13 protein-coding genes are annotated in these 14,103 nt (G+C 63.3%); 10 read left to right on the top strand and 3 right to left on the bottom strand.

The features are described 5' to 3' along the window. Positions 1-278 precede the first annotated feature (278 nt). From ABMA59_RS10795 to ABMA59_RS10785, 3 genes are all read left to right on the top strand, one after another. Positions 279-1,871: an ABC transporter substrate-binding protein gene (locus ABMA59_RS10795; protein WP_349005349.1), complete on the top strand. Its 1,593-nt coding sequence runs from the start codon at positions 279-281 to the stop codon at positions 1,869-1,871. Between the two features lie 94 nt (positions 1,872-1,965). Then, entirely contained in the window at positions 1,966-2,973 is a 1,008-nt protein-coding gene (locus ABMA59_RS10790; protein ID WP_349005348.1) for an ABC transporter permease subunit, read from the top strand. Between the two features lies 1 nt (position 2,974). Beyond that, on the top strand, positions 2,975-3,892 hold the full coding sequence (locus ABMA59_RS10785; RefSeq protein WP_349005347.1) for an ABC transporter permease subunit: 918 nt from the start codon (positions 2,975-2,977) through the stop codon (positions 3,890-3,892). On the opposite strand, the gene ABMA59_RS10780 is transcribed toward ABMA59_RS10785, so the two are convergent. After that, positions 3,893-4,384: a hypothetical protein gene (locus tag ABMA59_RS10780; protein ID WP_349005346.1), complete on the bottom strand. Its 492-nt coding sequence runs from the start codon at positions 4,382-4,384 to the stop codon at positions 3,893-3,895. 161 nt (positions 4,385-4,545) lie between these two features. On the opposite strand from ABMA59_RS10780, the gene ABMA59_RS10775 reads away from it, so the two are divergent. The 7 genes from ABMA59_RS10775 to ABMA59_RS10745 all read left to right on the top strand — a co-directional run bounded on the left by ABMA59_RS10775 (position 4,546) and on the right by ABMA59_RS10745 (position 13,125). Next, complete coding sequence (locus tag ABMA59_RS10775) at positions 4,546-5,394, top strand: ABC transporter ATP-binding protein (RefSeq protein WP_349005345.1); 849 nt, start codon at positions 4,546-4,548, stop codon at positions 5,392-5,394. Further along, positions 5,394-6,224: an ABC transporter ATP-binding protein gene (locus ABMA59_RS10770; protein WP_349005344.1), complete on the top strand. Its 831-nt coding sequence runs from the start codon at positions 5,394-5,396 to the stop codon at positions 6,222-6,224. The genes ABMA59_RS10775 and ABMA59_RS10770 overlap by 1 nt, the downstream gene beginning before the upstream one ends. A gap of 267 nt (positions 6,225-6,491) precedes the next feature. Then, entirely contained in the window at positions 6,492-7,463 is a 972-nt protein-coding gene (locus ABMA59_RS10765) for a DUF2865 domain-containing protein (protein ID WP_349005343.1), read from the top strand. A gap of 549 nt (positions 7,464-8,012) precedes the next feature. Next, complete coding sequence (locus ABMA59_RS10760; protein ID WP_349005342.1) at positions 8,013-9,605, top strand: GMC family oxidoreductase; 1,593 nt, start codon at positions 8,013-8,015, stop codon at positions 9,603-9,605. An 11-nt stretch (positions 9,606-9,616) separates the two neighbouring features. Next, a complete protein-coding gene (locus tag ABMA59_RS10755) occupies positions 9,617-11,059 on the top strand; it encodes an amidase (protein ID WP_349005341.1) in 1,443 nt (480 codons plus the stop codon). Between the two features lie 187 nt (positions 11,060-11,246). Continuing rightward, positions 11,247-12,281, top strand: a complete 1,035-nt coding sequence (locus ABMA59_RS10750) for an NAD-dependent epimerase/dehydratase family protein (RefSeq protein ID WP_349005340.1) — start codon at positions 11,247-11,249, stop codon at positions 12,279-12,281. After that, the gene (locus ABMA59_RS10745; protein ID WP_349005339.1) at positions 12,268-13,125 is read left to right on the top strand and encodes a GNAT family N-acetyltransferase; all 858 of its coding nucleotides are present in this window, start codon (positions 12,268-12,270) and stop codon (positions 13,123-13,125) included. The genes ABMA59_RS10750 and ABMA59_RS10745 overlap by 14 nt, the downstream gene beginning before the upstream one ends. A 41-nt stretch (positions 13,126-13,166) precedes the next feature. Here the strand turns inward: ABMA59_RS10745 and ABMA59_RS10740 are convergent, their stop codons facing one another. Together ABMA59_RS10740 and ABMA59_RS10735 are read right to left on the bottom strand one after the other, a co-directional pair. Further along, a complete protein-coding gene (locus tag ABMA59_RS10740) occupies positions 13,167-13,472 on the bottom strand; it encodes a hypothetical protein (protein ID WP_349005338.1) in 306 nt (101 codons plus the stop codon). Positions 13,473-13,509: 37 nt separating this feature from the next. Then, positions 13,510-13,830 (bottom strand): HigA family addiction module antitoxin, encoded by a 321-nt coding sequence (locus tag ABMA59_RS10735; protein WP_349005337.1) that lies wholly within the window; start codon positions 13,828-13,830, stop codon positions 13,510-13,512. Between the last annotated feature and the right edge of the window lie 273 nt (positions 13,831-14,103).

Genomic DNA, 14,103 nt, shown 5'->3' with positions numbered 1-14,103 from the left:
ATACAACCGCGCTCACGCGGCGTCATCCCGGCGGCGGTGGAGGAAGCTTGGCGGATACCCCGCCGAGGCCGAGCCGGACACGCTACATCCATACCTTCCGCAATGGTGAAAAATTGCGGCCAGGAGAAAGAAAATCCAAAAATCCGAGCTGCACAACAAAATCATTATCTTCCCAAGGGGAAATCGTATGGGGTGTTCCAAACCCTTGAAAACGGTGCTTATATGCCGCCTTCGCGAGCCTGCTAGAGGGGCTTGGAAGAAATATCAGGGAGTAACCAATGATAAGGAAACTGACTTTCGCGGCCGCGCTTCTTGCTGCGACCGCGATGACCGGCATGGCCAATGCCAAAACGCTGGTCTACTGTTCAGAGGCCTCGCCGGCCGGCTTCGATCCTTCGCCATGGAGCGGCGGCAATGATTTCGACGCTTCGTCGCGGACCATCTACTCGCGTCTGGTCGAATTCGACCATGGCAAGACGACCATTTCGCCCGGCCTTGCAGAAAGCTGGACCGTTTCCGACGACGGCCTGGAATACACCTTCAAGCTGAAGTCCGGCGTAAAATTCCAGACGACCGACTATTTCACCCCGACCCGCGACCTCAATGCCGAGGACGTCAAGTTCTCGTTCGAGCGTCAGTGGAAGAAGGAGAACCCCTGGTTCGAATATCTGCCCGGCACCGGCTGGGAATATTTCGCCGGCATGGGCTTCCCGGATCTTCTCAAGGAGATCGTTGTCGTCGACCCGCTGACCGTCAAATTCGTGCTTAACAAGCCGGAAGTGGCGTTCCTGCCTGACCTCGGCATGGACTTCGCCTCGATCGTCTCCAAGGAATATGCCGACAGCCTTGAAAAGGCCGGAACCAAGGAACTGTTCACCCAGAAGCCGATCGGCACGGGTCCCTTCCAGTTCGTCGACTATCAGGTGGACGCCGTCATCCGCTACGCCGCCTGGGACGGCTATTTTGGCGGACGCCAGAAGATCGACGACCTGATCTTCGCCATCACGCCCGATCCGGCCGTGCGCGCCCAGAAGCTGAAGGCGGGCGAATGCCACATCATGTCCTATCCGGCTCCCGCCGACATTGCCGGCCTGCAGGCCGACGAGAACCTGAAGGTGGATGAGCAGGAAGGCCTGAACATCGGCTATCTCGCCTACAACACCACCCAGGCGCCGTTCGACAAGGTCGAGGTGCGCAAGGCGCTGAACATGGCGGTGAACAAGCAGGCCATCATCGACGCCGTCTATCAGGGCGCCGGCCAGGTGGCGAAGAACCCGATCCCGCCGACCATGTGGTCCTACAACGACGCGATCAAGGACGACGAATACAATCCGGAAGAAGCCAAGAAGATGCTCGACGCCTCGGGCGTCAAGGATCTGTCGATGAAGATCTGGGCCATGCCGGTCAGCCGTCCCTACAACCCGAACGCCCAGCGCGTCGCCGAACTGATCCAGGCCGACTACGCCAAGGTTGGCGTCAAGGCCGAGATCGTCAGCTACGAGTGGACCGAATACCGCGAGCGCGGCAAGGCCAAGGACCGCGACGGCGCCTTCCAGCTCGGCTGGACCGGTGACAATGGCGATCCGGACAACTTCCTGTTCCTGCTCGGCTGCGACGCGATCGGCCAGTCGAACTACGCGATCTGGTGCAACGACGAGTTCCAGAAGCTGCTTCTGGCCGGCAAGGCGACGACCGACGTTGCCGAGCGCACCAAGATCTATGAAGAGGCGCAGGCCGTGTTCAAGCGCGAGGCTCCGTGGCTGACCATCGCGCATTCGAAGGTGTTCATGCCGATGTCCAAGAAGGTGTCGGGCTTTGCGATGGATCCGCTCGGCATCCACCGTTTCGACGGCGTCGACATCGCTGAGTAAGACGAGCCAATGAAAGCGACGGCGGCGCTGGACTTCACCTCCAGCGCCGTTGTCTTATCCACCGCAGGGTGGACGACGCGGCGGTTGATCCAAAATGCTCCGTTACATCCTTCATAAGCTGGCCCTGATCGTGCCGACCGTCTTCGGCATATCGCTGGCCGCTTTCGCCTTCGTGAGGCTGCTGCCCGGCGATCCGATCCTGGCGATGGCCGGCGAGCGCGGCGTCAGCCCCGAGCGCTACCAGGAACTCATCGTCCGCTTCGGCTACGACCAGCCGATCTGGATGCAGTACCTGAACTATATCGGAAACGTGCTGACCGGCGACTTCGGCATCTCGATCGCCACCAAGCGCCCGGTCATCGGCGAGTTTTCGGCGCTGTTTCCGGCGACGCTGGAACTCGCCACCGTCGCCATGATCATCGCGGTGCTGGTCGGCATTCCGGCCGGCATTTTCGCAGCCGTAAAGCGCGGGTCGGTGTTCGACCAGGCGACGATGGGGGTGGCGCTGACCGGCTATTCGATGCCGATCTTCTGGTGGGGCCTGCTGCTCATCATCTTTTTTTCCGGTTATCTCGGCTGGACCCCCGTCTCTGGCCGCATCGGCCTGCAATATTTCTTCAAGCCGGTGACCGGCTTCATGCTGATCGACAGCCTTCTTTCCGGCAAGAGCGGCGCCTTTGCCTCGGCGGTCAGCCATCTGATCCTGCCGTCCATCGTGCTTGCCACCATCCCGCTTGCCGTCATCGCGCGGCAGACGCGCTCGGCCATGCTCGAGGTGCTGGGCGAGGACTATGTGCGAACGGCGCGCGCCAAGGGACTTTCGCCGCGCCGCGTCATCGGCCTGCATGCGTTCCGCAACGCGCTGATCCCTGTCGTCACCACGATCGGCCTGCAGGTCGGCACGCTGATGGCCGGCGCAATCCTCACCGAGACGATCTTTTCCTGGCCGGGCATCGGCAAATGGATGATCGATTCGATCGGCAAGCGCGACTACGTGGCGGTGCAGAGCGGCCTGCTGCTGATCGCGCTCATCGTGATGGCCGTCAATCTGGTCGTCGATCTCCTCTACGCGGTCATCAACCCGCGCATCAGGGTGCAGTGACATGACGGACGAAACCGCGGGCGAGGGACTTTCCGCTGAAGTGCCGACCGGAGGCCGCCGCCGCGCGCTGGCCGAATTCTGGCATTATTTCTCCATCAACAAGGGCGCCGTCGCCGGCCTGGTCGTCTTCGTCCTGCTGGTCCTGATCGCGATCTTCGCGCCGCTGATCGCGCCGCATGCGCCGAACGAGCAATATCGCGACGCGCTGCTGACGCCGCCCGCCTGGTACGCGGATGGACGCGCGGAATTTTTGCTCGGCACCGACGCGGTCGGCCGCGACATCCTCTCGCGCCTGATCTACGGCGCGCGCTATTCGCTGTTCATCGGTTTTGTCGTCGTCGTCTTCGCGCTGGTCAGCGGCATCGTGCTCGGCGTGCTGGCCGGTTATTTCCGCGGCTGGGTCGATACGCTGATCATGCGCGTGATGGACGTCATCCTGGCCTTCCCGTCGTTGCTGCTGGCGCTTGTGCTGGTGGCGATCCTCGGGCCTGGCCTATTCAACGCCATGCTGGCCATCGCCATCGTGCTGCAGCCGCATTTCGCCCGGCTGACGCGCGCGGCGGTGATGGCGGAGAAGAACCGCGAATATGTAGTCTCCGCCAAGGTGGCGGGCGCCGGCCATCTGCGGCTGATGCTGGTGACGATCCTGCCCAACTGCGTCGCGCCGCTGATCGTCCAGGCGACGCTCTCCTTCTCCAACGCCATTCTGGAGGCCGCCGCACTCGGCTTCCTCGGCATGGGCGCGCAGCCGCCGACGCCGGAATGGGGCACGATGCTGGCCGCCGCCCGCGAGTTCATCCTGCGCGCGCCGTGGGTGGTGACCTATCCCGGCCTTGCCATCCTGATCACGGTGCTCGCCATCAACCTGATCGGCGACGGGCTGCGCGACGCGCTCGACCCGAAGCTGAAGCGGAGTTGACTAGTGCAACTCGATCCTGACCACTTCCCTGACGTTGCGGGCGCCACGCTGGTCGCCGGGCACGATTACCCGGAGCCCGTCGTCGAACGGCTTGCCGTCCACCTCGGTGGCGATCATCATGGCGGTGCTGCCGAATTCGGGATGAATCTCGCCGACCGAGAACGCGATCCGGTAGCCGTCGCGGCCGGTGACGACGAAGGTCTTGGCGAGTTCCTCGTTATGTCCGAGCCCGTTGAACGCCTTGTTGGCCTTGAGCACGTCCCAGAACAGCACACCCTTGTAGTGGCCGCTGGAGGGACCCTTGGACGTCTTGAACGTCACGTCCTCCTCGACCGCCGGCAATTGCGCCAGAACCTTTGGATCGAGCAGGATTTTGGCCGATCCGACGCCGTCGAGTTCCACGGTATTGACCTTGGCCGTTGCGTCCTGCGCCATCGCGGCGGGCGAAAAGGCGATCATGGCCGCGACCAGAAGCAAGCGAAGCGTTTTCATAGGTCTACCCTCGTTATGTCCGAGAAAATACTACGAAGGATCGGAGGGACGGGCAATCGCAAATCAGCCGGCCGGTTGAGGGCTGGGCGAGGCGCGTCTGGAGCGAAAGGTGGCCCGGTGGGGTGGCTCGAGACCATGATGTTCAACGGCTGGAAGCAAAAATGCCCTTGCTAGAGATCAAAAACCTCGTCGTCGAGTTCGAGACCGCGTCCGGACGGTTCCGGGCGGTCGACGGCGTTTCGCTGTCGGTCAGCGAGCGCGAGGTGCTGGCAATCGTCGGCGAGAGTGGATCCGGCAAGTCGGTGTCGATGCTGGCGGTCATGGGCCTGCTGCCGCCCAGCGCAATGGTCACCGCCGACGCCATGCTGTTCAACGGCGTCGACCTGCAGACCCTGACGGCCGCCGACCGGCGCAAGATCATCGGCAAGGACATCGCCATGATCTTCCAGGAGCCGATGGCGAGCCTGAACCCCTGCTTCACCGTCGGTTTCCAGATCGAGGAGGTGCTGCGTGTTCACATGGGCCTTGACCGCGCCGCCCGCCGCGCCCGCGCGGTCGAATTGATGACGCTGGTGGGCATTCCCACCCCGGCCGAGCGGCTGTCCTCCTATCCGCACCAGATGTCGGGCGGCCAGTGCCAGCGCGTCATGATCGCCATCGCCATTGCCTGTAACCCAAAGCTGCTTATCGCAGATGAGCCGACGACGGCGCTCGACGTAACCATCCAGAAGCAGATCCTCGATCTGCTGGTCGGGCTGCAAGCCAAATATGGCATGGGGCTGATCATGATCACCCACAATATGGGTGTGGTGGCGGAAACCGCCGACCGCGTCATCGTCCAGTACAAGGGACGCAAGATGGAGGAGGCCGACGTGCTTTCCCTGTTCGCGGCGCCGCGCAGCAACTATACGCGGGCGCTTCTGTCGGCTCTGCCAGAAAACGCCACGGGCAACCGTCTACCGACCATTGCCGACATCATCGGCGACAAGCCGTTCGAGGAGGTTTCCTGATGGCCGAACCGATCCTCGAAGGCCGGACCATCGTCCGCGACTACCACGTCGCCGGCGGCCTGTTCACCAAGGCGCGCACGATCCACGCGGTCAAGGGCGTCAGCTTCAAGGTCGACAAGGGCAAGACGCTGGCGATCGTCGGCGAAAGCGGCTGCGGGAAGTCGACGCTGGCGCGCATCATCACGCTGATCGACGCGGCGACCTCCGGCGACCTGCTGATCGAGGGCAAGAAGGTCGATATCGCCAAGGACGGCCTCTCGCCGGAAATGCGCCGCAAGGTGCAGATCATTTTCCAGAATCCTTATGGGTCGCTCAATCCGCGTCAGAAGATCGGCGACGTGCTGGGCGAGCCGCTGGTGATCAACACCGACAAAAGTGCCGCGGAGCGGCGCGATCTCGCAATGCGGATGCTCAAGAAGGTCGGGCTGGGGCACGAACACTATAACCGCTATCCGCACATGTTCTCCGGCGGCCAGCGCCAGCGCATCGCGATTGCGCGCGCCCTGATGCTGAACCCGAGCCTGCTGGTGCTGGACGAGCCGGTCTCGGCGCTCGACCTTTCGGTGCAGGCGCAGGTGCTGAACCTTCTGGCCGACCTTCAGGACGAGTTCCAACTGACCTACGTCTTCATCAGCCACGACCTGTCGGTGGTGCGTTACATCGCCGACGACGTGATGGTCATGTATTTCGGCGAGGCGGTCGAATATGGCAGCCGCGACGCCGTGTTCTCCAACCCCCAGCATAATTATACAAAGACGCTGTTCGCCGCGACGCCGCGCGCCGACGTCGACAGCATCAAAGCGAGGCTGGCGCGCAAGAAGGCGGCCTGACGGGCTTTCCAGCGCGTCCGCCCCGCTGTCCCGCTCGGCGGCAGCGGGCCGCGAGGACGGGGCTCGGCGCCCGGGGTCGCCGCCAATCACATTTTCGAGACTTTTTCGCGGTCGGTTCAAGAGCAAGCCGGGATAAAGGCTTGTATTGCCTTGATAGAAGACACCTTAACCCTATTTCGTTGCTTTCAAGCCCGGCGATTGACCTTTTCCGGGGTTGCTGCCAATGCGTCCGTCACGCGTTTCCACGGCAATCTGGGGTGGTGGGATATGCTGCGTGTTACCTTTTTTGATCTTTGCGGCTTCCGAGGCCCGCTGAAACGGCGGGGCAATCGCGGTTCGTGCCGGTTCTCGATTGTGGAGGCGGCACTGCGCGGCCTGGTATCCCGGCTTGGCGTCGCGGTTCTCATCGCGGTCGCCCTTGCCGGATCCGCCTATGCGCAAAGCTGTTCGGACCTCTTGCGGATGGCCGCGCGCGGCGGCGGCGGCACGGCCGAGACGGCCGCCTTGAGCCGGCAGCTCGCGGCTTTGCAGGCGCTGGAGCGCAAGCGCCAATGCTCGGGCAAGAGCCGTGGCGGATTTTTCGATCCCTGCGCCGACCTGCGGAATCGCAAGGCCGAGGTGCAACGCCAACTTGCCAAGTCGCGAGACGGCGGCGCGGCGGTCTGGCGGGCGCGGGCCGCGGCCATGGGGTGCGAGTTCAATCAGCGGCGGGCCACCACCGTTGCGAAGCGGTCCGCCCCGTCCGGACCCTATGTCGGCAGCAACGCCATGCTTTATTGCGTGCGCATGAGCGACGGCTATTTCTTCCCGGTTCCGGGCGCGCAGTTCGTCGATTCCAGCGACTACAAGGATACGGTCGATCAGTGCGGCTACATCTGCAAGGGCAGCGAGACTTCGGTCTACAGGCTGGACGATCCGGGACTGGAGACCGAGGAAATGGTGTCGGTTGAGACCGGCAAGCCGTACAAGGAACTGCCGACCGCCTTTGCCTACCGCGAAACCGTGAACTTCCAAGGCTGCGACTTCCCGAGCTATTATCGCCGCGTCGAGGAAGCGCGGGCAAGGACGGTGACCCCGTCAGACATGAAGAACGCCGTCATCCCGCTGCCCAAGGAGCGGCCGGAGGGGGCGCCGCCGCTGATGGCGTTGAGCGAGGAGAAGGCGCCGTCGCCGGCTCTGGCCGAAATGCCGGACAACCGGCCGGTGCGGGTGGTGGGACCGAACTTTTTCCCGGAGTGACCGGCCGGATGTGACGACGCAAGCAATGAACCGTTGCAGTTACGAAGACATTGTGGGAATGGCCCGCCAGAGCGTGTGTCAAGTTCACAATTTTCAGCGATTTCAATGAGTTGTCGTGAAAATGCACGAACGAAAAGCGTTTCGGGCTGACGCGGACCCCTTGCGAACTGACGCAAGGGACGTTTTGAGCCGTCCCGGCGTGACGGTCCAAGCTCCTGCGATGCCATGAGCAGGAGGCGGTCAAGTTGCTGCGGGTGGGCCGGAGATTGAAGCAGAGGCTAGCGGGCAGGAACGAATTCTCCGACGGCAATCCGTCGGTCATTTCTCGGAACATGCTGATCGTTGGGGTCAGTTTTATATAACGCTAATTCACGACGACAAGCGGATCGTTTAAAACCAACCAGTTGGTTGACTGATCTGCCGAGCCTGCTAGGATGATGGAGTCGATTGCACCGGGCGCGTTTCGATGTCCCAATTCATACCATGCTCCATTGCCTTTGTTAGCCGCGCACCGGCGCATGCGCCGGCGGGCACGGGCCGCTTGAAAACATGAAAAGCAATTTCGACGTCATCATCGTCGGCGCGGGGGTGGCGGGCTGCGTGCTTGCAAACCGGCTGAGCGCCGATGCCCGTCGAAAGGTGCTGCTGCTCGAAGCCGGCCCGGCGGAGATGCCGGTCGGCGCAAAAATGCCCGGCGCCTGGATCAGCCTGATCGACACCGAATACGACTGGAAATACCACACGGTGCCGCAGGCGCGCTGCTTCGGCCGCCGCATCGCCTGGCCGCGCGGGCGGCTGCTCGGCGGTTCGGGATCGACCAACGCCATGGTCTATATGCGGGGCTCGCCCTCGGACTACGACCGATGGCAAAGCAAGGGCTGCGAAGGCTGGGGTTTCGGCGACGTGCTGCCCTGGTTCCGCAAGTCGGAGAACAATCCGCGCCTCGCCAACTCGCCCATGCACGGAGCCGAGGGCGAATTGCTGGTGGTGGATGTGCCGAACCACGATCCGGCGGAAAAGCTCTGGGTCGAGGCGGCGAAGGAATACGGCCTGCCGTTCAATGAGGACTTCAACAGCGGCGACCAATATGGCTGCGGTTTCTTCCAGGTGTTCATGAAGGATGGCGAGCGCTGTGGCCCGGCCACCGCCTTCCTCGATCCTGCGCTGTCGCGGCCGAACCTGACGGTGGTTACCTCGGCGACGGTAACAAAAATCCTGATCGAGAAGGGCAGGGCGCACGGCGTCGAGTACCTGCACTTCGGCAGGGTCGAGGCGGCTTTCGCCGGCGGCGACGTGGTGCTGGCAGGCGGCACGGTGAACAGCCCGCACCTGTTGCTGCTGTCGGGTGTCGGCCCGGCCGACGAACTGAAGGCGCGCGGCGTCGTGCCGGTGCACGACCTGCCCGGTGTCGGTCGCTCCCTGCAGGACCATCTCAACGTCGTCGTCAGCTTTTCGACGCGCGAAAAATTCGGCATCGGCGGCATCAGCGAGACGGAGTGGGCCGAGGCTGCCGAGGAATGGGGCGACCGGCGCACCGGCGCGCTGGCCAATCCCTGGTCGACCAGCGGCGGCCAGGCGAAATCGCGGCCGGACCTGGCCGAGCCGGACCTGCAGATCTACGGCATCGCCACCCCGCACCGCGACCACGCGCGCTATATGTCGATCGTGCCGGGCATCTCGATGTTCACCGTCTTGCAGCGGCCGAAGAGCGTCGGCACGCTGACGCTGCGTTCCGCCGACCCGCTGATGCATCCGGCCATCGACCCGAAATACCTGTCCGATCCCGAAGGCGAGGACCTTTCGACGCTGGTCGATGCGGTCGGGTTGAGTCGCAGCATCGCGGCGACCAGGACGCTGGCGGGCCTTGGACTGGCCGAGATGTCCCCGTCGGTGGAGGCGCTGAGCCGCGCGGAAATTGCCACCTTCGTGCGCGCTCAATGCCAGTCCATCTATCACCCGACCAGCACATGCCGGATGGGAGTGGACCACGAGGCCGTGGTCGATCCGGCCACGCTCAACGTCCATGGACTGGAGGGCTTGCGCGTCTGCGATGCTTCCGTGTTTCCTGACGTGGTCGCCAGCAACATCATGGCGACCGTGATGATGATCGCCGAACGCGGCGCTGAATTTTTAGGGAACTGAGGGAGGAAGAATTGGCCGAAGTCACCGAAAGTTTTTTGCGCACCTATGCCGAGTCAGACGGGCTTGGGCTCGCCGAACTGGTGCACAAGAAGGAAGTGTCGCCGCTGGAATTGGTGGAGGCGGCGGTCGTTACCATCGAAAAGCTGAACCCGACGCTGAACGCCGTGATCCACAAGCACTACGACATGGCGCGCGAGGCGGCGGCCGGCGTGGCCGGCGATGCGCCTTTCGCCGGTGTTCCCTATCTGCTCAAGGAACTGGCGACCTCGTGGAAAGGTTCGCCCAACACCAATTCGTCCTATTACCTCAAGGACGTCGTGTCCGACTTCGATGCCGAGGTCGTCACCCGCATCAAGAAGGCCGGTTTCCTGCTTGTCGGCAAATCGAACGCGCCTGAGAATGGCTGGTCGATCTCGACCGAGCCGAAACTTTATGGCGCGACCGTCAATCCCTGGCGCGCCGACCTGACTGCCGGCGGCTCCAGCGGCGGGTCCTGCGCGGCGGTCGCGTCGCGCATGGTGCCGGTGGCCGAATCCAGCGATGCCGCCGGATCGATCCGCGTGCCGGCCTCCTGCTGCGGCGTGCTTGGCCTGAAACCGTCGCGCGGCCGGGTGACCATGGCCCCTTATGCCGATGCCTGGCATGGCTGCGCCTATTTCCTCGCCAACACCCGCACAGTGCGCGACACCGCCGCTTATCTCGACGCGGTCGCCGGCGCGCTGCCGGGCGATCCCTACCAGCCGCCGGTGCCGGACCGGAGCTGGCTGGAGCTGTCGCGCCGCGCGCCGAAGAAATTGCGGATCGGCTATTCGGTGACGCCGCCGGACGGGCGCGGGATCGACCCCGAGGTCCGGCAGGTGGTTTTCGACACGGCCAAGCGGTTGGAAAGCCTCGGCCACAGGGTCGAGGAGCACAATATGGCGCTCGACGCCGACAATGCCTGGAAGACCTACACGCATATGAGTTGCGTGCAGACGGCGGCGATCTTCGACTGGCTCTCGGCAGTGGTCGGGCGGCCGGCGACGAAGGACGATGTCGAGCCGATCACCTGGGCGATCATCGAGCGCGGTAGGGCGACCAGCGGTATAAGTCATATTTCGGATGTCGAAGCCGTGCGTCAGATGGGCCGCGCCATCGCACTCGATCTCGACGCCTACGATATTTTCCTGACGCCGACGCTGACCCACCTGCCGCGGCAAGTCGGCTTCTACGACATGTCGATGACCGATCTCGACGCCTATAATGATCTTTGGAGCGATGGGGTCTTCATGTTCCCGTTCGACATGTCCGGGCAGCCGGCGATGTCGATTCCCGTTGGCATGTCAAAATCCGGCGTGCCGATCGGCGTGCAGGCGGTCGGCCGCTACGGCGACGAGGCGACCATCCTGGCGCTGGCGACGGTGCTGGAGCAGGAGATGCCGTGGGCGGGGAGAAGGCCGGGGGTGTCGGCTTGATGTTTAGCTTGCGCCTCCTCCACCATGCTTCGCATGGTTCCCCTCCCCCGTAAACGGGGGAGGATCCAGGACGTGCCGGCGGTGCCGTCGGTCTTCCCCTGCGAAGCGGGGGTTCGAAGGACGACCGGCGACGGCGGTGGAGGGGGCGTGAGGCCGCCTAGAAGACAGGAAGCGTAGAGACAGCCATATGTCGCCCATAGACCCAATCCCGAAATCCTTCGGCAGCGAGGCGCTTCTGGACGAGTTCATGTCGGCGCCGTCGCCGGAACTGGTTGGTGACCTGGAGCGGGTGCCGGGCGATATCCTGATCCTCGGTGTCGGCGGCAAGATGGGGCCGACGCTGGCGCGCATGGCCAAGCGCGCGGCACCCTCGAAGCGGGTGGTGGCGGTGGCGCGCTTCACGGCGGCAGGGTTGCGCGAGGAACTCGAGGAGAACGGCATCGAAACGCTTGCCTGCGACCTGCTCGACGCCGAGGCCGTGAAAAAACTGCCGCGGATCGAGAACGTCGTGTTCATGGCTGGCTTCAAGTTCGGAGCGCAGGCCGATCCCGGCCAGACCTGGGCGATGAACGTGCAGGTGCCGGCGACCGTCGCCGACATCTTTCGCGCGTCGCGGATCGTCGCGTTCTCGACCGGCTGCGTCTATCCTTTCGCGACCGTGCGCGAGGGCGGCAGCACCGAGGACGTGCCGCCGGACCCGCCGGGCGAATATGCGATCACCTGTCTCGGGCGCGAACGCATGTTTGAACACTATTCGAAGGTCCACGGCACGCCGGGCCTGCTATTCCGGCTGAATTACGCGATCGACCTGCGCTACGGTGTGCTGCACGACATCGCCAAGAACATTCTTGACCGCAAGCCGATCGACGTGTCGATGGGGCATGTCAATGTCATCTGGCAGGGCGACGCCTGCTCGCAGGCGCTGCGCTGCCTCGCGCATTGCGCCACGCCGCCGATGCCGATCAATGTCAGCGGCCCAGAAATCCTGTCGGTGCGCTGGCTGGCGGCCGAACTCGGCAAGCGGCTGGGCAAGGAGCCGGCGATCGTTGGCGAGGAGGCGGACCGCTCCTGGCTGACCAACACGGCGCGCGCCGCGCAGCTTTTCGGCTATCCGGCGGTGCCGGTGCTGACCATGCTCGACTGGGTGGCCGACTGGCAGCTTGCGGGCGGCCGCAGTTTTGGCAAGCCGACGAAATTCGAGGTCAGAAGTGGCAGCTATTGAGGACGTCGTCCTCGGCCATGCCGACATAGCCGACGCGCTGCTGCTTTCCGACGAAGCGCGCTGGAACCAGACGGCGGCGGACTGGGCTGTGTTCATCGATCACGGCGAGGTTTTCGGCGTCCGCGCCGGCGGAAGGCTGGTCGCAACGGCGGCGATCCTGCCCTACGGCGGCGGTTTTGGATGGGTGTCGATGGTGCTGGTGACGGCGGACTGGCGGCGGCGCGGTCTTGCTTCGCGGCTGATGAACCGCTGCATCGCGGCCTTGCGCGCGCGAGGCTGTGCGTCGCTGCTGGATGCGACGCCGGAAGGCGCGCTGGTCTACGGCCGGCTCGGTTTCCGCAGCCAGTGCGGCATGGCGCGCTGGCGGGGCGAGGGCTTTGGCAAGGTGAGCGGCCAGCCTGTTACCCAACTGCAATCTGTAGGCGACGGCTTACAGAGAAGGATTGCGGTCACCGACTGTGGCGAAATCCTCGCACGCGACAGCCAGGTGTTTGGCGGAGACCGTAATTTCCTCCTCCGGAATTTTCTCGACCGGCCGGGCTCCGCAGTCATTGAAGACGGCCGGAACTTTGTAGTCCTCCGCGAAGGCCGGCGCGCTACCCAGATCGGTCCGCTCATCGGAAGTTCAGACGCTGAAGCGCGCGACTTGCTGGAAGCGGCCCTCGCTGCGGTTTCCGGATCGGTCATCCTCGACATACTCGACGCCGGCAAAGGGCTGAACCGGGTGCTAGGGAAACACGGGTTTGAGGCGTTCCGGGGGTTTGAGCGCATGGTGCTCGATCGCCATGGTTTGCCGGGCGAGCCTGCCGCGCTAATGGTCGCCGCCGGGCCGGAGTTTGGGTAGCTTATTCGAAACGTCTGAGAACAAATCTCGGCCAAATACTCCTACGCAAAGTCGAAACGATCCGACGAGTGAAGTCGCTCTCCGTCTTGCTCCCAGTAGAATTGCCAACCCTTCTCTTCGTAGTGATCGATCATACGGGCCGTAAACCGCATGGCCAAACCAACAGCCTGCCATCCGTCAATCCCGGCGATATCATGAATGCGCTCTTCCAAGACACCAAGCGAGGTCGGCGCTACCCAGTGACCCTTTGGATGCAATGTTGGCGTCATGATGCGAAGGACGAGTTCATGGCCTGTGCCGTCGGGCGCCAACGCATACCAGCTTCTCTCGATGAGGCCGTTGCCCATGATAAGAAATCATCCTCGCTTATGATCCTACAGATACTCAGCTCTGCGATGGCGAGTCCGGAACAAACCGCTTCACGTGGATATCGTCAGAGTGTTCGCGCATGGTCCATGTGTCGAACCAAGCCTGCATCCTGAGCAGCGTTTCCATACTGACGCCAAAGGCTTTTTCCACGCGCAACGCCATTTCGGGCGACAGTGCCGCTTTGGCGTTCACCAGATCGGAAAGTGTTGCGCGCCGGACGCCAAGTGCTTCGGCCGCTTTGGCGACCGACAGGTTCAGGGGCTCCAGAACTTCCTCGCGGATGAAAACGCCCGGATGGGGCGGCTTCATGCCGATCTTTTTAACAATGTCGCTCATCAGTGGTAGTCTTCCAGATTGAGGTCGATGATCTCTCCATTTTCGATGGAGAATGTAATTCGCCAGTTGCCCGATGCGGAGATGCTCCAGGTTCCCGCCCGGTCGCCGGTAAGCTGGTGAATGCGCTATCTGGCGGACCGAGCACTCCGTCCATGTCCGGAGCCACGACCAGCGCCGCAATTATGTTGCGGACACGATTGACAAGATCGCCGCGAATTTCGCGCGGCTCATCGTCTTCGACAAAGCGCTTCAAGCCGCGATGCTTGATCGTCC

The sequence above is a fragment of the Mesorhizobium yinganensis genome (assembly GCF_040081985.1).
GTDB classification, from domain to species: domain Bacteria; phylum Pseudomonadota; class Alphaproteobacteria; order Rhizobiales; family Rhizobiaceae; genus Kumtagia; species Kumtagia yinganensis.
The sequence above is the reverse complement of the archived record's forward strand: the minus strand, read 5'-3'. Positions and strand labels throughout refer to the sequence as shown.